The organism is Ruegeria sp. CL7 (genome assembly GCF_056536445.1).
Genome location: NZ_JBQFPQ010000014.1, coordinates 41,094 through 59,925, shown reverse-complemented (window position 1 = coordinate 59,925; position 18,832 = coordinate 41,094). Strand labels below are relative to the sequence as shown.

Annotated in this window: 15 protein-coding genes; 2 read left to right on the top strand and 13 right to left on the bottom strand. The window is 57.7% G+C overall.

Annotation, left to right across the window (positions count from 1 at the left end; all coding sequences use genetic code 11):
* The 4 genes from ACR0LI_RS20240 to rpsL all read right to left on the bottom strand — a co-directional run.
* Positions 1-91, bottom strand: a 91-nt coding sequence (locus ACR0LI_RS20240; protein WP_215675807.1) for a GTP-binding protein, incomplete at its 3' end; no start/stop codon positions are given.
* Positions 92-151: 60 nt separating this feature from the next.
* The gene (fusA, locus tag ACR0LI_RS20235) at positions 152-2,269 is read right to left on the bottom strand and encodes an elongation factor G (protein ID WP_480621679.1); all 2,118 of its coding nucleotides are present in this window, start codon (positions 2,267-2,269) and stop codon (positions 152-154) included.
* A gap of 18 nt (positions 2,270-2,287) precedes the next feature.
* The gene (gene rpsG / locus ACR0LI_RS20230; RefSeq protein WP_010441203.1) at positions 2,288-2,758 is read right to left on the bottom strand and encodes a 30S ribosomal protein S7; all 471 of its coding nucleotides are present in this window, start codon (positions 2,756-2,758) and stop codon (positions 2,288-2,290) included.
* Positions 2,759-2,773: 15 nt separating this feature from the next.
* The gene (gene rpsL, locus ACR0LI_RS20225; protein WP_005621086.1) at positions 2,774-3,145 is read right to left on the bottom strand and encodes a 30S ribosomal protein S12; all 372 of its coding nucleotides are present in this window, start codon (positions 3,143-3,145) and stop codon (positions 2,774-2,776) included.
* 390 nt (positions 3,146-3,535) lie between these two features.
* Here rpsL and ACR0LI_RS20220 point away from each other — a divergent pair, with 390 nt between their 5' ends.
* Both ACR0LI_RS20220 and ACR0LI_RS20215 read left to right on the top strand, forming a co-directional pair.
* Entirely contained in the window at positions 3,536-4,342 is an 807-nt protein-coding gene (locus ACR0LI_RS20220) for a putative rhamnosyl transferase (RefSeq protein WP_171725119.1), read from the top strand.
* A 4-nt stretch (positions 4,343-4,346) separates the two neighbouring features.
* On the top strand, positions 4,347-5,153 hold the full coding sequence (locus ACR0LI_RS20215) for a glycosyltransferase (protein ID WP_171725122.1): 807 nt from the start codon (positions 4,347-4,349) through the stop codon (positions 5,151-5,153).
* Here ACR0LI_RS20215 and ACR0LI_RS20210 read toward each other — a convergent pair.
* From ACR0LI_RS20210 to rplK, 9 genes are all read right to left on the bottom strand, one after another.
* Positions 5,138-6,007, bottom strand: coding sequence for a DMT family transporter (locus ACR0LI_RS20210; RefSeq protein WP_171725118.1), 870 nt, complete (start codon positions 6,005-6,007; stop codon positions 5,138-5,140). The two genes, ACR0LI_RS20215 and ACR0LI_RS20210, sit on opposite strands and share 16 nt — an antisense overlap.
* Before the next feature lie 90 nt (positions 6,008-6,097).
* Positions 6,098-6,547 carry a hypothetical protein gene (locus tag ACR0LI_RS20205; RefSeq protein ID WP_171725117.1) on the bottom strand — a complete coding sequence of 150 codons (450 nt, stop codon included), beginning with the start codon at positions 6,545-6,547 and terminating at the stop codon, positions 6,098-6,100.
* A gap of 219 nt (positions 6,548-6,766) precedes the next feature.
* The gene (gene rpoC, locus ACR0LI_RS20200) at positions 6,767-11,008 is read right to left on the bottom strand and encodes a DNA-directed RNA polymerase subunit beta' (protein WP_171638236.1); all 4,242 of its coding nucleotides are present in this window, start codon (positions 11,006-11,008) and stop codon (positions 6,767-6,769) included.
* A gap of 50 nt (positions 11,009-11,058) precedes the next feature.
* A complete protein-coding gene (rpoB, locus tag ACR0LI_RS20195; RefSeq protein WP_480719127.1) occupies positions 11,059-15,195 on the bottom strand; it encodes a DNA-directed RNA polymerase subunit beta in 4,137 nt (1,378 codons plus the stop codon).
* A gap of 250 nt (positions 15,196-15,445) precedes the next feature.
* On the bottom strand, positions 15,446-15,823 hold the full coding sequence (gene rplL, locus ACR0LI_RS20190; RefSeq protein ID WP_152459178.1) for a 50S ribosomal protein L7/L12: 378 nt from the start codon (positions 15,821-15,823) through the stop codon (positions 15,446-15,448).
* Positions 15,824-15,902: 79 nt separating this feature from the next.
* Positions 15,903-16,421: a 50S ribosomal protein L10 gene (rplJ, locus tag ACR0LI_RS20185; protein ID WP_171638240.1), complete on the bottom strand. Its 519-nt coding sequence runs from the start codon at positions 16,419-16,421 to the stop codon at positions 15,903-15,905.
* A gap of 321 nt (positions 16,422-16,742) precedes the next feature.
* A complete protein-coding gene (locus ACR0LI_RS20180) occupies positions 16,743-17,501 on the bottom strand; it encodes a nuclear transport factor 2 family protein (protein ID WP_480492560.1) in 759 nt (252 codons plus the stop codon).
* 128 nt (positions 17,502-17,629) lie between these two features.
* A complete protein-coding gene (gene rplA, locus ACR0LI_RS20175; protein ID WP_171638244.1) occupies positions 17,630-18,328 on the bottom strand; it encodes a 50S ribosomal protein L1 in 699 nt (232 codons plus the stop codon).
* 1 nt (position 18,329) lies between these two features.
* Positions 18,330-18,779 (bottom strand): 50S ribosomal protein L11, encoded by a 450-nt coding sequence (gene rplK / locus ACR0LI_RS20170; protein ID WP_037314971.1) that lies wholly within the window; start codon positions 18,777-18,779, stop codon positions 18,330-18,332.
* Positions 18,780-18,832: the final 53 nt, after the last annotated feature.

Genomic DNA, 18,832 nt, shown 5'->3' with positions numbered 1-18,832 from the left:
CTGCGGTCAGCGTGGTCTTGCCGTGGTCAACGTGGCCAATCGTGCCGATGTTGACGTGCGGTTTTGTACGCTCAAACTTTTCCTTTGCCATGATGGCCTCCTTTTTCGGTAATGAAGGGAGCGTGATACCCACGCTCCCTCAAATCTTCGCTTATGCGTATTTCGCCTGGATCTCGTCCGAGATGTTCTGCGGAACCGGATCGTAGTGGTCGAACTGCATGGTGAACTGGGCACGGCCCGACGACATCGAACGCAGAGTGTTGATGTAGCCAAACATGTTTGCCAGCGGAACGAACGCGTCGATCGCGATTGCGTTGCCGCGCGGTTCCTGACCAGACACCTGGCCACGACGCGAGGTCAGGTCGCCGATGATACCGCCGGTGTATTCTTCCGGAGTGATCACTTCGACCTTCATGATCGGTTCCAGCAGCTTCGCGCCAGCTTTGCGCATGCCTTCACGCATACACATACGGGCCGCGATTTCGAACGCCAGAACGCTCGAGTCAACGTCGTGGAACTTACCGTCCAGCAGGGCAACCTTGAAATCGATCACGGGGAAGCCAGCCAGAGGGCCGCTGTCCATGACCGAGTTGATGCCTTTTTCAACACCGGGGATGTATTCCTTCGGAACGGCACCACCAACGATGCGGCTTTCGAACGAATAACCTTCGCCCGCCTCGGTGGGCTGGATCTCCAGCTTGACTTCCGCGAACTGACCCGAACCACCCGACTGTTTCTTGTGGGTGTAGGTGTGCTCGACCGGCATCGAGATGGTTTCACGATAGGCCACCTGCGGTGCACCGATGTTCGCTTCAACCTTGAACTCGCGCTTGAGACGGTCCACCAGGATGTCCAGGTGAAGTTCGCCCATGCCCTTCATGATGGTCTGACCCGATTCCAGATCGGTTTCCACACGGAAGGACGGGTCTTCGGCGGCCAGACGGGCCAGACCCTGAGACATTTTCTCCTGGTCGCCCTTGGTTTTGGGCTCGACCGCGATCTCGATCACCGGATCGGGGAAGGTCATGGTTTCCAGAACCACCGGATCCTTCGCGTCACACAGGGTGTCACCGGTGGTGGTGTCTTTCAGACCCGCCAGCGCGATGATGTCGCCGGCAAACGCTTCTTCGATCTCTTCCCGGTTGTTCGAGTGCATCATCATCATACGACCGATGCGCTCTTTCTTGCCTTTGGTCGAGTTCAGGATCGAGTCACCCTTGTTCAGCACGCCCGAATAAATCCGGGTGAAAGTCAGCGAACCGACGAAGGGATCGTTCATGATTTTGAACGCCAGGCCCGAGAACGCCATGTTGTCGTCAGCACGACGGGCGATGTCACGAACTTCTTCCTCGTCACCGGGTTTGAAGCCCATGTAATCGACAACGTCCAGCGGGCTGGGCAGATAGTCGATCACAGCGTTGAGCAGCGGCTGAACGCCTTTGTTCTTGAACGCAGAACCACCCAGTACCGGAACGAACGCGATTTCCAGTGTGCCCTTGCGCAGCAGTTTACGCAGGGTCAGAACGTCGGGCTCATTGCCTTCCAGGTATTCCATCATCGCGTCGTCGTCCATTTCGACGGCCGCTTCGATCATCTTGCCGCGCCATTCTTCAGCCATGTCTTTCAGGCTGTCGCGGATCGGAGCTTTGATCCAGCTTGCGCCCAGGTCTTCACCCTGCCACAGCCATTCTTCCATGGTGACCAGGTCGATCAGACCTTCCAGCTCAGATTCGGCGCCAATCGGGATACCAACCGGAACAGCACGTGCGCCGGTGCGGTCTTCGATCATGCGAACGCAGTTGAAGAAGTCTGCGCCGATCTTGTCCATCTTGTTGACGAAAACCATACGCGGAACCTTGTAGCGGTCAGCCTGACGCCACACGGTTTCGGTCTGGGGCTCAACACCGGCGTTTGCGTCAAGAACGCAGACGGCACCGTCGAGAACCGCCAGCGAGCGTTCGACTTCGATGGTGAAGTCAACGTGGCCGGGGGTGTCGATGATGTTCAGGCGGTGCTTGGGGGTATCGGCGGTTTTACCGTCCTCGGTGCGTTCCCAGAACGTGGTGGTCGCAGCCGAAGTGATGGTGATGCCGCGTTCCTGCTCCTGCTCCATCCAGTCCATGGTGGCTGCACCGTCGTGCACCTCACCGATGTTGTGGGATTTACCAGTGTAATACAGGATACGCTCCGAGCAGGTGGTCTTACCTGCGTCGATGTGCGCCATGATACCGAAGTTACGGTATAGTTCGAGCGGATATTCGCGTGCCATTTGGATAAGCCTCTAGAATTACCAGCGGTAATGGCTGAAGGCTTTGTTCGCCTCGGCCATCTTGTGGGTGTCTTCGCGCTTCTTAACGGCAGTACCGCGGGACTGTACGGCGTCCAGCAGTTCGCCGGCGAGGCGTTCTTCCATGGTGTTTTCGTTGCGGCCGCGCGCAGCGGTGATCAGCCAGCGGATGGCCAGTGCTTCGCGGCGCTCGGGGCGCACTTCGACCGGAACCTGGTAGGTTGCACCACCAACCCGGCGCGAGCGAACCTCGACCGAAGGTTTGATGTTGTCGAGCGCTTCGTGGAACACTTCGACAGGAGCGCGCTTTACCTTGTTCTCAACGCGGTCAAATGCGTTGTAGACGATGCGCTCTGCGACCGACTTCTTGCCGTCGATCATCAGGTTGTTCATGAATTTGGTCAGTACCTTGTCGCCAAATTTGGCGTCAGGCAGGACTTCGCGTTTTTCGGCGGCGTGACGACGTGACATATCAGCCTCTCCTTCTTACTTGGGACGCTTCGCGCCGTATTTCGAACGACGTTGCTTACGATCTTTGACGCCCTGAGTATCCAGAACACCGCGCAGGATGTGGTAACGTACACCGGGAAGGTCTTTCACACGGCCGCCACGGATCAGAACAACCGAGTGTTCCTGCAGGTTGTGGCTTTCACCAGGGATGTACGAGATGACCTCGAACCCGTTGGTCAGGCGCACCTTGGCAACCTTACGCATCGCCGAGTTCGGCTTTTTAGGCGTTGTGGTATAGACACGTGTGCAGACACCGCGCTTTTGCGGGCACTGCTCCAGGTGCATGGACTTCGAGCGTTTGACTTTGGGCTGCCGCGGCTTGCGGATCAGCTGTTGAATAGTTGGCATTCCGGTTCTTTCCCCGTTTTGCAACACACATGACATGCACGCGCGTTGCGTGCGGCTAAATTCGCTGCACTTATGCGTCCACAAGCGCAAAACCCACGAGCGTTCCCATTCCGAGGTGAACGTCGCGGTTGGTTCTCAGAGGGCGCGAACTGCAAAATTGTCCGGGCCTTGACCAGTTCATTACTGGAATCGGCTACGGGGCGGCCCCCGGTACCGAGATGACGCGCGTATAGGGGGAGTCGGCCCAAGTGTCAACAGCACGATACCGGCGCCCCGGCGCGCGCGTTGAATGCAGCCTGTAGGATTGCCATTCCTGCGCGCCGCTGTCCCGGTTGCGGCTGAACCGCCGCAAGGGCATAGTCGGGTCGAATATCTGCTGATGGATTACAGATGCAAGTGATTGGCCTTTGCCGGTTTTCCTATCCCGCAACCGGCGGTTTTCGGCTGAACCGGGATACGATCGAAGAGCAACGGCAATTTCTGTATGCCCCCGACAGGCTGGAAGAACGCTTTCGTCTTTTCGAGGCGATCACCCTGCCCGGTTTTCGCATCCAGACCGATGAGACGTTCGAGTTGTTTGTTTTGACCGGGACGTGCCTGCCTCAGATCCATGCGGACCGGCTGCGCGACCTGACCGCCGGGATTAAACAGATCCGTATCATTGCAAAAAAACCAGGGGATCATAAGCAGATTGTACGAGAGGTGCTGAACACCGCCCGCGCGGACCCGCATCAGCCGTGCCTACAGTTTCGGCATGATGACGATGACGCCGTTTCCGTTGATTTCATAGAACGCCTCCGCGCTGCTGTTGTCGAAAACACAGGGCTGATGCTGCAGAGCGAGTCCGTCGGTATAGATTTCAATCAAGGGTACATCGCCCGGCGCGAAGCCCACGGAATTCGGGCAGCTCGGGTCTATCGATCGCTGCTGGGCGTTGGCCTGGGCATGCATGTTCAAGCCGGAAGCACGCGGACGATATTTGACCGGTTGCACAACAGGCTCGCCCGGTTCATGCCCGTGGTCAGCTATCCGGACACGCCCATGTGGGTTAGGATGCTGCACGATTTCAACGACTCGGACCACGCGCGCAAAGATACCAGCGAGTTGTCGCCTTTCACGCCTGAACAGGCTGAAGACTTGCGGGTACGGTTCTCGATCGACCCTGACGCGTTCGAGGCCAGATATGCGGCGCGCTGAGAAAATGCAGGTCATCGGTCTTTGCCGGTTTTCCTATCCCGCAATTGGCGGCTTTCAGACAACGCACGAGTGTGTCGAAGATAGACGGCAATTCCTGTACCAGCACGACAGGTTGGAAGAACGGTTTCGCCTGTTCGAGACGGTCGCCCTGCCCGGTTTCAAAAAACAGTCCGACGAAGATTTCCAGTTGGTGATCGTGGTCGGCCACTGCCTGCCCAAGCTGGCATTTGACCGCCTCAACGATCTGACCGGTGGGCTGAAACAGGCGCGCATAGTCGCGAAACCTCCGGGGCGTCACAGAAAAGTCATGCAGGATGTCCTGAATTCGGCACGGACCGATCCCGACCAACCCTGCCTTCAGTTTCGCCACGACGATGATGATGCAGTGGCCGTGGATTTTGTCGAGCGGTTCCGGGGCTGTGTCAGGGAATGTGTCGGCTTGTTCGAAAGGCACGCGATGGTCGCCGTTGACTTCAACTGCGGTTATCTGGCCCGCGCCAATTCCGAGGGGATACAGGCCACGCGCGTGCATCGCCCGTTGATCACTGCCGGTCTGGGAATGTACGTGCGGGGCGGGCAGCGAAAGTCGATCATGAATTTTGCCCATAACAGGATCAACCGCGCGATGCCCGTTGTGACCCGACCCGATAGTCCGATGTGGGTAAGAGGATTGAACCGGTTCAATGACTCACCGCGAACCAGAAACATGGATGTCGCGCTCAACCCTCTTACCCGGCAGCAGGAGCTCGAGTTTCAAACCCGTTTCGCCATTGATCCGGACATGGTCAGACGGAGTCACGCCAAGCCCTGACGCGCACGTGCCCGGAACAAGGTGAACAGACCGGCACCCACGATCAGGACAGCACCCAGCATCGTCAGGCTGTCAGGCCATTCGTCAAACACGACCCAACCCAACCCGAGCGCCCAGATCAGACTGGAATATCTGAATGGTGCAACGAATCCGACATCTCCCTGACGCATGACCATGACGCTGAACAAATAGCCAAGCAGCACAAACACGGCCGCCGCCGCGACCAGGGAACCCGCCGTTGCCGAAACCACAACCCATCCTTCGAAAACCGAGGCTATTGCCGCGGCCCCCGCTATGGAAACCGAGGTGGCAAGGGTAACCAGCATTGACGGCACGTCGGCTGACATGCGTCGCGTGATGAGGTCCCGAACTGTAATCGAAACCACTGCAACCAGCGCATAGATGGAATACACGCTGAACCCCTCTGGCCCGGGTCTTACGATCAGCAGCATTCCGACGAACCCCACGGCGATTGCCAAAGCGCGTCGCCAACCAACCTGTTCGGAAAAAACCAAAGCAGCACCCAATGTTACCGTAAGCGGCAATGCCTGAAGAATGGCCGTAACATTGGCAAGCGGCATGTTCTTCAGCGCCGTCAGGAAAAAGAATGTCGCCGCCAGCTCTGCAAGGCAGCGCAGTGCAACCAGCCACTTGTCATGGCGCGAAAAATTCAGATGCAACGTGCCCAGTGACCGGGCAAGTACATAGATCAGAAATACAGCCAGGAACCCGCGCATGGCCACCAACTGAAACAATGGCAGATCCTGCAAGGCAACCTTCACCAGCGTATCGTTCAAGGTAAAGGCAGCCATGCTGCCCATCATCAGCAAAGCGCCTTTGGTGTTTGGAGTCATGCTGCTTCGGGCTCCGGGGCTATTGATCGCCCCGCATTGGCCGCCGAGTCGGGTTGGATGTCAATAACGCACCACGGGGTACAGAGATCATCAACCGAATGGGAGGATGGTCCCGAACAGGTTCAGGCTGGAAGGCTCTGTCGTGTCTTTTACAAACTCAACCCAGTCTTCCCCGTATACAAGTTCGAAAAACACAGGATATTTCCACACGAAATTATGAAAGGAAAAGGTCGTCACCAACGCACCAACCGTGAGCGCCCCGGCGAACTCTCGCAGTTTACCTTTCAAAAACAGCATAACCATGATGCAGGCCCCGCCTGCGAGGCCGAGGCTGACGAAATCCTGCGTTCCCACCTTGCCGGGCACCGGAATGCCAACCGATTGATATTGAATCAGGCGGGACAGGAAGACCGCAATAACACCCAGTATAAAAGCCCCCAGAAACGCAGCGGGATAACCCAGACGTTGCCAGATACTCTCGGTTCGAGGCAGAGGCGACTTGCGTGTGCTTTCTTCTGAACGCTTCTTGATCCGTGCCACACGGTCCTCGAAAGAGTTGCCTTTGGTGTCCATTGTTCAGCTCAATATAATCCGAAAACACAGAATATCGCTAAACCACCGATTGCAGAACCACAAGCCTGATGCAATCGGGTCAAAGGCTGTGCTCTGTCACGAAGGTTCACAATTGCGCACCTGGAGCGGCAACAAAAAAGGCCCCACGAAATCGCAGGGCCTTTTTTTGGTTTTGAATGACGCGGTTTATTCGCGGCTTTCCGGTGTTTCGACCAGAACGTCCAGCTCATCCCCGACCATATCATCATCCATGATCGGTGCGGCCAGGGCGGCGGCGGCCTCGGCCTCTTCCCGGCGGGCTTCGATCACCACATTGTCACGCGACTGCGCGATGTGGCGGACAGCCTGCGTTGCCCCTCCGGTACCGGCGGGGATCAGACGACCGACGATGACGTTCTCTTTCAGGCCGACCAGCTTGTCCTTCTTGCCCTGAACCGAAGCTTCGGTCAGCACGCGGGTGGTCTCCTGGAACGACGCCGCCGAGATGAACGAGCGCGTCTGCAACGAGGCCTTGGTGATCCCCAGCAGGATCGGCTCACCCTGAGCAGGGCGACCACCGCGGGCGATGGTCTTCTCGTTGGCCGCGTCGAACTCCTGCTTGTCGACATGTTCGCCCTTCAGCAGGGTGGTGTCGCCCGAATCCAGGATCTCCCACTTCTGCAGCATCTGGCGCACGATTACCTCGATGTGCTTGTCGTTGATCTTCACGCCCTGCAGACGATACACGTCCTGCACCTCGTCGATCATGTAATCCGCCAGCGCTTCGACACCCATGATGGACAGGATGTCATGCGGAGCCGGGTTACCGTCCATCAGGTATTCACCCTTCTGGATGAAGTCCCCTTCGGCCACCGGGATGTGCTTGCCCTTGGGCACCATGTACTCGATGGTCTCCATGGACTCGTCAGCCGGTTCGATGCTGATGCGGCGCTTGTTCTTGTAGTCGCGGCCAAAGCGCACGTAACCATCGGCCTCGGCGATGATCGCGTGATCTTTCGGACGGCGGGCTTCGAACAGTTCGGCCACACGCGGCAGACCACCTGTGATGTCCTTGGTCTTGGCACCTTCGCGCGGGATACGCGCGACGACGTCACCGGCTTCGACCTTCTGGCCGTCTTCGACCGACAGGATCGCATCCACCGACATCGGATAGTGAACCGGGTTGCCCGCATCGTTGCGGACCGGCTCGCCATCTTCGCCAACCAGAATGATCTCGGGCTTGAGGTCGCTGCCTTTGGGGGCGGCGCGCCAGTCGATCACGATCTTCTGGGTCATGCCGGTTGCTTCGTCGGTCTCGTCGCGGACAGCGAGGCCCGAAACCAGATCGACATATTTTGCAGTACCGGCTTTCTCGGCGATGATCGGCAGGGTGTAGGGATCCCACTCAAACAGCTTGTCGCCACGGGCCACCTTAGTGCCGTCCTTGACGAACAGCTTGGAGCCGTAGCCCAGCTTGTGGCTGGCACGCTCTTCGCCGTGTTCGTCCTTGATCACCAGCTTCATGTTCCGGCCCATGACCAGGCTTTCGCCGGCTGCGTTGACCAGAATCTGCGGGTTCTCGAAGGAAACGATACCTTCCTGGCTGGCTTCCTGGAACGACTGCTGACCACCCTGCGCAACACCACCGATGTGGAAGGTCCGCATGGTCAGCTGTGTACCGGGTTCACCGATCGACTGCGCCGCGATGATGCCGACAGCTTCACCTGTGTTCACCATCGTACCGCGTGCAAGGTCACGACCATAGCAGGTTGCACAGACGCCTTCCTCGGACTCACAGGTCAGAGGCGAGCGGATGCGCATCGACTGAACGCCGGCTTCGTCGATCGTGTCGGCCATACGTTCGTCGATCAGCTGACCGGCTGCGACGATCACCTCATCGGTGCCCGGACGCAGAACATCGTCAGCCGCCACACGGCCTAGCACACGTTCGGCCAGCGAGGCGACAACCTCACCGTCGTTCACGGCTGCTTCGGCGGTGATCGCACGCTCGGTGCCGCAGTCGATCTCACGAACGATGCAGTCCTGCGCCACATCCACCAGACGACGGGTCAGGTAACCCGAGTTCGCCGTCTTCAGAGCGGTATCCGACAGACCCTTACGGGCACCGTGGGTCGAGTTGAAGTACTCGAGAACGGTCAGACCTTCTTTAAAGTTCGAGATGATCGGCGTCTCGATGATGTCACCGTTCGGTTTGGCCATCAGGCCACGCATACCGCCCAGCTGTTTCATCTGAGTAACCGAGCCACGCGCACCCGAGTGGGCCATCATGTAGACCGAGTTCGGCTCCATGTCCGACCCGTCTTCGGCCTTGGCAACGTCCGAGATCGTGCTCATCATTGCCTCGGTCACGCGGTCGTTACACTTCGACCAGGCATCAACAACCTTGTTGTACTTTTCGCCCTGAGTGATCAGGCCGTCCATGTACTGCTGTTCAAAGTCTTTCACCTGACTGCGGGTGTCATCGACGATGCTCCACTTGTCGCCTGGGATGACCATGTCATCCTTGCCGAACGAGATGCCCGCCTTGAACGCTTCTTTGAAGCCCATCGACATGATCTGGTCACAGAAGATAACCGACTCCTTCTGACCGCAGTAACGGTAGACAGTGTCGATCACCTGCTGCACTTCTTTCTTCCGCAGCAAGCGGTTGACCAGCTCGAACGGCGCCTTGTTGTTCATCGGCAGCAACGCACCCAGACGCAGACGGCCCGGAGTGGTTTCATAGCGCTTCTGAACTTCGTTGCCTTCCTCGTCGATCTGCGTGATCCGGGCAGTGATTTTCGAGTGCAGATGCACCTCACCCGCGTCCAGCGCGTGCTGAACTTCGTCGATCGAACCAAAGACCTTGCCTTCACCCGGCATGCCTTCGCGTTCCAGGGTCACATAGTACAGACCCAGGATCATATCCTGCGACGGAACGATGATCGGCGCGCCGTTTGCAGGCGACAGAACGTTGTTCGTCGACATCATCAGAACACGGGCTTCCAGCTGCGCCTCAAGGCTCAGCGGGACGTGAACGGCCATCTGGTCGCCGTCGAAGTCGGCGTTGAAGGCCGAACAGACCAGCGGGTGCAGCTGGATGGCTTTACCTTCGATCAGGACCGGCTCGAACGCCTGAATGCCCAGACGGTGCAGCGTCGGCGCACGGTTTAGCATGACAGGGTGTTCGCGGATCACCTCGTCGAGGATATCCCACACTTCGGGACGCTCTTTCTCGACCAGTTTCTTCGCCTGTTTCACAGTCGAAGACAGACCCTTGGCTTCAAGGCGCGAGTAGATGAACGGCTTGAACAGTTCCAGCGCCATCTTCTTGGGCAGACCACACTGGTGCAGCTTGAGTTCCGGACCGGTCACGATGACCGAACGGCCCGAGAAGTCGACGCGCTTACCCAGAAGGTTCTGACGGAAGCGACCCTGCTTGCCTTTCAGCATGTCCGACAGCGATTTCAGCGGGCGCTTGTTGGCGCCGGTGATCACGCGGCCACGACGGCCGTTGTCGAACAGAGCGTCAACGGATTCCTGCAGCATCCGCTTTTCGTTGCGGACGATGATGTCAGGCGCGCGCAGTTCGATCAGACGCTTCAGACGGTTGTTCCGGTTGATCACGCGGCGATACAGATCGTTCAGATCCGAGGTCGCGAAACGGCCACCATCCAGCGGAACCAGCGGACGCAGTTCCGGCGGAATGACCGGGATCACGGTCATCACCATCCATTCGGGACGGTTGCCCGACTCGAGGAAGGATTCAACAACCTTCAGACGCTTGATGATCTTCTTGGGCTTCAGCTCGCCGGTTGCTTCGGCCAGATCAGCGCGCAGCTGCTCTGCTTCGGCTTCCAGATCGATCTGGGCCAGCATCTCACGGATGGCTTCGGCACCGATATTCGCGGTGAACGCGTCCATGCCATAGGCATCCTGCGCGTCCATGTACTCTTCTTCGGTCAGCATCTGGCCGTAGGTCAGGTCGGTCAGACCGGGCTCGATGACGACGTAGTTTTCAAAGTACAGAACGCGTTCCAGATCGCGCAGCGTCATGTCCAGCATCAGACCAATGCGGGACGGCAGCGATTTCAGGAACCAGATATGCGCAACGGGCGCGGCCAGTTCGATATGACCCATACGCTCGCGGCGGACTTTTTGCAGGGTGACTTCCACACCGCATTTCTCGCAGACAACGCCGCGATACTTCATCCGCTTATATTTGCCGCACAGACATTCATAATCTTTGATCGGGCCAAAGATGCGCGCGCAGAACAGGCCGTCACGTTCAGGCTTGAACGTCCGGTAGTTGATGGTTTCGGGTTTCTTGATCTCGCCATAGGACCAAGACAGAATCCGCTCGGGCGACGCCAGTGAGACCTTGATCTCGTCGAATACTTTCGGCGGCGTCAGCGGGTTGAACGGGTTGTTGGTGATTTCCTGGTTCATTTGTTACCTCAAATCTTGCGGAAGGGGGGACGGGAGAAAGGGCAGCGCCCTTACTCCTCAACCTCCGCATCCAGGAGTTCCATATTCAGGCCGAGGCCACGGACTTCTTTCACCAGAACGTTGAACGATTCCGGCACGCCCGCTTCAAAGTTATCCTCGCCCTTGACGATCGACTCATAGACCTTGGTCCGGCCGGCGACGTCATCCGATTTCACGGTGAGCATTTCCTGCAGGGTGTAGGCGGCGCCGTAAGCTTCCAGAGCCCAGACCTCCATCTCACCAAAGCGCTGACCACCGAACTGCGCCTTACCACCCAGCGGCTGCTGGGTCACCAGGCTGTACGGCCCGGTCGAACGCGCGTGGATCTTGTCGTCCACAAGGTGGTGCAGTTTCAGCAGGTACTTGATGCCCACGGTGACCGGACGCGCGAATTGCTCACCGGTACGACCGTCGAACAGGATCGACTGACCGCTTTCCGAGAAGCCCGCGCGCATCAGCGCGTCGTTGACGTCAGCCTCTTTGGCGCCGTCAAAGACCGGGGTTGCGATCGGAACACCGCGAGTGACGTTGCTGGCCGCTTCGATCAGCTGGTCCTCGTCCATGCCGCTGATGCCCTCTTCATAGACATCCTCGCCATAGGCGTGTTTCATCGCGTCACGTACCGGCGTCAGATCGCCCGAACGGCGGTATTCCTGTAGCGCCTCATCGATGTTCAGACCCAGACCGCGTGCGGCCCAACCCATGTGGGTTTCAAGGATCTGACCAACGTTCATACGCGACGGCACACCCAGCGGGTTCAGACAGAAATCAACCGGCGTACCATCGGCCAGGAACGGCATGTCTTCCATCGGAACGACCTTGGAAATCACACCCTTGTTCCCGTGACGACCAGCCATCTTGTCGCCCGGCTGCAATTTGCGCTTCACGGCAATGAAGACTTTGACCATCTTCATAACACCCGGCGGCAGATCGTCGCCACGACGGACTTTCTCGACCTTGTCCTCGAAACGGGCATCCAGAGCGCGCTTTTGCACTTCGTACTGCTCGTTCAGAGCTTCGACGATCTGTGCATCCTGCTCGTCTTCCAGCGCCAGCTGCCACCACTGACCACGGGTCAGGGTTTCCAGCAGCTCCTCGGTGATCACCGACCCTGCCTTGACGCCTTTCGGGCCTTTGACAGCGGTTTTACCCAGGATCAGACCTTGCAGACGCGCATAGATGTTGCGGTCAAGGATCGCCAGCTCGTCGTCCCGGTCACGGGCCAGACGTTCGACTTCCTCACGCTCGATCTGCAGCGCACGCTCGTCTTTCTCGACACCGTGACGGTTGAAGACGCGAACCTCAACGACCGTACCGTAGTCGCCCGGCTTCACGCGCAGCGAGGTGTCGCGCACGTCAGATGCTTTTTCACCAAAGATGGCGCGCAGCAGCTTTTCTTCCGGGGTCATTGGGCTTTCGCCCTTCGGAGTGATCTTGCCGACCAGAATATCGCCCGGTTCAACATCCGCACCGATGTAAACGATGCCCGCCTCGTCGAGGTTGCGCAGCGCTTCTTCACCGACATTCGGGATGTCGCGAGTGATTTCTTCCGGACCCAGCTTGGTGTCACGGGCGGCGACTTCAAATTCCTCGATATGAACCGAGGTAAAGACGTCGTCACGCGCGATACGCTCCGAGATCAGGATCGAGTCTTCGTAGTTGTAACCGTTCCACGGCATGAACGCGACGACCACGTTCTTACCCAGGGCCAGTTCACCCATATCGGTCGACGGACCATCGGCAATGACTTCGCCCTTCTGGACGGTGTCACCCACCTTGATCAGCGGACGCTGGTTGATGCAGGTGTTCTGGTTCGAACGCTGGAACTTGCGCAGACGATAGATGTCAACGCCAGCGTCGCCCAGTTCCAGATCTTCAGTGGCGCGGATAACGATACGCTGGGCATCGACCTGGTCGATGATACCGGCGCGTTTCGCCTGGATCGCAGCACCCGAGTCGATCGCAACCTTTTCCTCGATGCCGGTACCGACCAGCGGTGCCTCGGCCCGCAGCAGCGGAACCGCCTGACGTTGCATGTTCGAACCCATCAGAGCGCGGTTGGCGTCGTCGTTTTCGAGGAACGGGATCAGCGATGCAGCAACCGAGACCAGCTGTTTCGGCGACACGTCGATCAGGTCCACATTCTCGCGCGGGGCAAGCGTGTAGTCACCCGCCTGACGGGTCGAAACCAGATCGTTGATGAACTTGCCATCCGTATCCAACGTCGCGTTGGCCTGTGCCACGGTGTGACGCATTTCCTCGGTCGCGGACATGTAGTGGACCTCGTCGGTCACCTGCCCGTCTTGTACGACGCGATAAGGGGTTTCGATGAAGCCGTACTTGTTCACGCGGGCGAAGGTGGCCAGCGAGTTGATCAGACCGATGTTCGGACCTTCGGGCGTTTCGATCGGGCACATCCGGCCATAGTGGGTTGGGTGAACGTCGCGCACCTCAAAGCCCGCACGTTCACGAGTCAGACCACCGGGGCCAAGCGCCGAAAGACGGCGTTTGTGGGTAACCTCGGACAGCGGGTTGGTCTGGTCCATGAACTGCGACAGCTGCGAGCTGCCGAAGAATTCACGAACCGCGGCCGCCGCCGGTTTCGCGTTGATCAGGTCCTGTGGCATGACGGTGTCGATCTCGACTGACGACATACGCTCTTTGATTGCGCGCTCCATGCGCAGCAGGCCGACGCGGTACTGGTTTTCCATCAGTTCGCCGACCGAACGCACACGACGGTTGCCGAGGTGGTCGATATCGTCCACATCGCCTTTGCCGTCGCGCAGCTCCACCAGCGCCTTGATGCAGGCCACGATGTCTTCGCGGCGCAGGGTACGCAGGGTGTCAGGCGCATCCAGTGCCAGACGCATATTCATCTTCACGCGGCCAACAGCGGACAGATCATACCGCTCGCTGTCGAAGAACAACGTGTCGAACAGAGCCGACGCAGCCTCGACGGTGGGCGGCTCACCCGGACGCATAACGCGGTAGATGTCCATCAGCGCGCTTTCACGGTTCAGGTTCTTGTCCTGAGCCATGGTGTTGCGCATGTAGGGGCCGACATTGACGTTGTCGATGTCCAGTACCGGGATGTCGGTGATACCCGCGTCAATCAGTTCCTTGACGGTACCGCCGATCAGGTCGCCATCCTTGTCGTATTCCAGGGTCAGCTCATCACCGGCTTCGACATAGATCGCGCCGGTTTCTTCGTTGATGATGTCCTTGGCGACAAACTTGCCGACGATGTGATCAAACGGAACCAGCAGATCAGTGACGGTGCCTTCGTCGATCAGCTTCTTGACCGCGCGTGGGGTAACTTTCTTGCCCGCTTCGGCAATCACTTCACCGGACTTGGCGTCAACCAGATCATAGGTCGGGCGGGTGCCGCGCACGCGCTCGGGGAAGAACGGTGTCACCCAACCCTTATTCTTGTCCAGCTTGTAGGACACGGTGTTGTAATACGCGTCCATGATCGCTTCCTGATCCAGACCCAATGCATAAAGAAGGGTTGTCACAGGCAGTTTGCGGCGACGGTCGATCCGGGCGAACACGATGTCCTTGGCGTCAAACTCGAAGTCCAGCCAGCTGCCGCGATACGGGATGATGCGGCAGGCAAACAGCAGCTTGCCCGAGGAATGAGTCTTGCCTTTGTCGTGGTCAAAGAACACGCCGGGCGAACGGTGCATCTGCGATACGATCACACGCTCGGTCCCGTTCACGACAAAAGTGCCGTTCGGCGTCATCAAAGGCATATCGCCCATGAAGACATCCTGCTCCTTGATGTCCTTTACCGATTTTGCGCCGGTGTCCTCATCGACATCGAACACGATCAGACGCAAGGTAACCTTCAGCGGTGCGCTGTAGGTCATGTCGCGCTGCATGCACTCTTCGACGTCGTATTTGGGTTTTTCCAGATCGTATTTCACGAATTCCAGAACGGAGGTTTCGTTGAAATCCTTGATCGGGAAAACCGACTGGAACACGCCTTTGATGCCTTCGCCGTCAGTGGGCTGCTCTGCATCGCCGGAGCGCAGGAAAAGATCATAAGAAGATTTCTGGACCTCAATGAGGTTCGGCATTTCCAGCACTTCGCGGATTTTGCCGTAATATTTACGAAGACGTTTCTGGCCAAGGAACGTTTGAGCCATGTCAGATGTCACCTTTCGATGTTCTCAGCGGGCAAAGACACCGTCGGGCCCCGGCATCTTGCACAATCGAGACAACACGTCCGGATCAATTCATGGCCACCGTCCCGAAGGCGGCCTCCCGATCCGAAAACCGTGTCTTAGAAAACGCCTCGCGTCTTGAGGCCCTTTCTAAGACAGGTTCGGCTGGACCCGGATTTCTCCGGACCCAGCCAAATTTTTCGGCACATCAGCGATGCACCTGAGACCAAGCTTAGGCCAGCTCGACTTCGGCGCCAGCTGCTTCCAGCTTGGCTTTGACGTCTTCTGCTTCTGCTTTGTCCACGCCTTCTTTGATCTTGCCGCCGGCTTCGACCAGTTCTTTGGCTTCTTTCAGGCCCAGGCCGGTGATGCCGCGAACTTCTTTGATGACGTTGATTTTCGATGCGCCGGCGTTCTTCAGAACGACGTCGAATTCGGTTTTTTCTTCCTCAGCTGCACCGCCGGCGTCGCCAGCTGCACCTGCGACCATTACGGCGCCGCCAGCTGCGGGCTCGATGCCGTATTCGTCTTTGAGGATGGTTTTCAGTTCTTGTGCTTCCAGCAGGGTCAGACCCACGATGCTTTCTGCGAGTGCTTTCAGATCAGCCATTTTATCAGCTCTTTCCGTTTACAGTGTGTGTTCCAACGTCAGGGCAAATGCCCCACGCAGATCATTCAGTGCCAACCGCTTACGCAGCTTCCGCCTTCTCTTCGATGGTGGAAAGGATGCTTGCGATATTGCTTGCAGGTGCGCCAATCGCGCCGGCGATGTTCGAAGCAGGTGCGCCAATGCAGCCCACGATCGAAGCAATAAGCTCCTCGCGAGATGGCATTTTCGAAACAGCTTCGACGCCTTTGCGGTCCAGAGCGTTCTCGCCCATTGCACCGCCAAGGATTTCGAACTTCTTGTTCTCCTTGGCGAAGTCCTCGGCCACTTTGGCTGCTGCCACAGGGTCCTCGGAATAGGTCAGAACGGTCATCCCTGTCAGCAGGTCGGCCATGCTTTCACACGGCTTACCCTCAAGGGCGATTTTGGCGAGCCTGTTTTTGGCAACACGCACGGAACCGCCCGCTTCGCGTGCACGCGCGCGCAGGTCCTGCATCTCGGCAACTGTCAGACCGGCGTAGTGGGCAACCACTACGACGCCAGAGCTTTCGAAGATTTGGCCGAGTTCCTCGACCACTTTCTCTTTCTGGGCTCTATCCACAGTTCTCTCCAAGTTAGGGGCGAAATCTCACCCCGGCTCATATTTGCCGCAGCTTTCGCTCCGGCGTTCAGGTCCTTGTTACGGGATTGGCCAAAATGCGCCCGAGGGTGGGACCCCCAGAATTCTTTGGTCTTACCCGTCTCAGGCAGGGAATTAAGGGGCCGAATGGACCCACCCACCGTCTTGGACGAAACGAAACAAAGCGCACGACGAATCGCACGCTTTGTTCCGCAGGTCTTCTTAGGGCAGATAGAGGAGGTTTCCAAGGGGTAAATTACACCCAATTCAGATCATACAACACCCAAGTTCCAAGGGTATGTGTCAGAACTTCCCGTTGTCGTTTTTCCATTCCTTGCGCGGCGGAACCGCTTCGATGGTGTTCCAATGTTCGACGATCCGATCAGCGTCCCAGCGATACAAATCATAAAAGCTGGAATGCACCCCATTTCTTTCCCCTTCGCACACGCAAAGGACGAAATTTCCCTCTGCCAAAACCCGATGCAAATGCTTGTAGACAAATTTTGTCCCGCTTTCGCTTGTTCCTTCCAACACGTTCTTGAGCGCTACGATTCCGTCGGCCATGTCCGGATTGTGCTGTTTTAGATCCTCTGCAACAAAGTCCGCCAATCTGTCAAACCTGCGCTTTATCAGAACGTCTGTGACAAACATGCTGCTAGCGGCTCGGTTTTCTTCCGTCTTCTCCAGGTCCGTTACTTCGGTGTGACCATCCAGCATTACACGCCCAGAAAGGTTTGGACCGCGCAAGGGCTGAATGTTGTCCCAATGCTCTACGGCTTTGCCATCTTCGAACCGAAACACCTCAAACGCGGCGCGCAGGCTACTGAAATCGTACTCGATATGCGCAAAGGCAAAGTCGCCATCCTCGAAAACCCTTTTGAATGTAACCTTGGGCGAGGTTTTGGACAGCCTTGCGAACAGGTCGGCAATACCTTCGCTGCCTTCGTGAGTTTGAGGGTTGTGCTGGATGTACTTCTCTTCATTCACAACCGCTGCCGCCATGGCGTCACCGGTTTCCAATCCCTTAAGAAATCTTTGGAGGAGTTCGCGCTTAGTTTCCATAGCCATGGTCCGTTCGATTGCCAGAACTGAAATGCATGCGATTTATCTTCGCACCGAACCCGGCAAAATGAAAATCCCGGGCAGTTTGCACCACCCGGGATCAATACTTTACAGCAGATTTGTCTGGCTTACTCGCCCGAGGCCTCTGCTACATCAACGGTCACACCGGGGCCCATGGTCGAGCTCAGCGCGATTTTCTTCATATAGGTGCCTTTGGCGCCCGACGGTTTCGCCTTGGCAACAGCCGAGACAAACGCGCGGACGTTTTCAGCCAGTTTGGCTTCGTCGAACGACGCTTTGCCAACACCGGCATGCACAACGCCGCCTTTTTCCGCCTTGAACTGAACTTCACCGCCCTTGGCTGCTTCCACGGCCGCTTTCACGTCCATGGTCACGGTGCCAACCTTGGGGTTCGGCATCAGGTTGCGGGGGCCCAGAACTTTACCCAGACGACCGACGATCGGCATCATGTCCGGGGTTGCGATGCAGCGATCGAATTCGATGGTTCCGCCCTGAATGGTTTCCATCAGGTCTTCTGCGCCAACGATGTCCGCACCTGCTTCTTTCGCTTCGTCGGCCTTGGGGCCGCGAGCGAAAACAGCAACGCGCATCGCTTTACCGGTGCCGTTCGGCAGACCGACAACGCCGCGAACCATCTGGTCTGCGTGGCGGGTGTCAACGCCCAGGTTCAGTGCGATTTCAATGGTCTCGTCGAATTTCGAGGTTGCATTGGCTTTGACCAGGGCAACTGCTTCTTCAACCGACAGGTTTTCCTTGCCGGCGACAGCTTCGCGCGCAGCGCGGGTACGTTTACCGAGTTTTGCCATCTTACTTCACCTCGATGCCCATAGAGCGGGCCGAGCCCAGGATGATCTGCATTGCGCCTTCGACGTCGTTGGCGTTCAGATCTTTCATTTTGGCTTCTGCGATTTCACGAACCTGCTTCGAGGTCACGGTGGCCACGGTCTCACGACCGGGGTTTTCCGCGCCACGGGGGCGGTTACGCTTGCCGACCGGCTTCAGACCAGCTGCTTTTTTCAGGTAGTAAGACGCGGGCGGCGTCTTGATGTCCATGGTGAAGGACTTGTCCTGATAATAGGTGATCACGGTTGGGCAAGGTGCGCCCTGCTCCATGTCTGCGGTCTTGGCGTTGAACGCCTTGCAGAATTCCATGATGTTGATGCCGCGCTGACCCAGCGCCGGACCAACTGGCGGCGACGGGTTCGCCTGACCTGCAGGAACCTGCAGTTTCATTGTACCAGCAAGCTTCTTGGCCATTTGGTTTTCCTTTCAACTTGGGTGAAACGCGTCCCACCCAGATTATGTTGCGT

Bases quoted from the DNA above. Each gene is read 5' to 3' on its own strand.
- fusA (WP_480621679.1), bottom strand. From the start codon at position 2,269: ATGGCACGCGAATATCCGCTCGAACTATACCGTAACTTCGGTATCATG.
- rpsG (WP_010441203.1), bottom strand. From the start codon at position 2,758: ATGTCACGTCGTCACGCCGCCGAAAAACGCGAAGTCCTGCCTGACGCC.
- rpsL (WP_005621086.1), bottom strand. From the start codon at position 3,145: ATGCCAACTATTCAACAGCTGATCCGCAAGCCGCGGCAGCCCAAAGTC.
- ACR0LI_RS20220 (WP_171725119.1), top strand. From the start codon at position 3,536: ATGCAAGTGATTGGCCTTTGCCGGTTTTCCTATCCCGCAACCGGCGGT.
- ACR0LI_RS20215 (WP_171725122.1), top strand. From the start codon at position 4,347: ATGCAGGTCATCGGTCTTTGCCGGTTTTCCTATCCCGCAATTGGCGGC.
- ACR0LI_RS20210 (WP_171725118.1), bottom strand. From the start codon at position 6,007: ATGACTCCAAACACCAAAGGCGCTTTGCTGATGATGGGCAGCATGGCT.
- rpoC (WP_171638236.1), bottom strand. From the start codon at position 11,008: ATGAACCAGGAAATCACCAACAACCCGTTCAACCCGCTGACGCCGCCG.
- rpoB (WP_480719127.1), bottom strand. From the start codon at position 15,195: ATGGCTCAAACGTTCCTTGGCCAGAAACGTCTTCGTAAATATTACGGC.
- rplL (WP_152459178.1), bottom strand. From the start codon at position 15,823: ATGGCTGATCTGAAAGCACTCGCAGAAAGCATCGTGGGTCTGACCCTG.
- ACR0LI_RS20180 (WP_480492560.1), bottom strand. From the start codon at position 17,501: ATGGAAACTAAGCGCGAACTCCTCCAAAGATTTCTTAAGGGATTGGAA.
- rplA (WP_171638244.1), bottom strand. From the start codon at position 18,328: ATGGCAAAACTCGGTAAACGTACCCGCGCTGCGCGCGAAGCTGTCGCC.
- rplK (WP_037314971.1), bottom strand. From the start codon at position 18,779: ATGGCCAAGAAGCTTGCTGGTACAATGAAACTGCAGGTTCCTGCAGGT.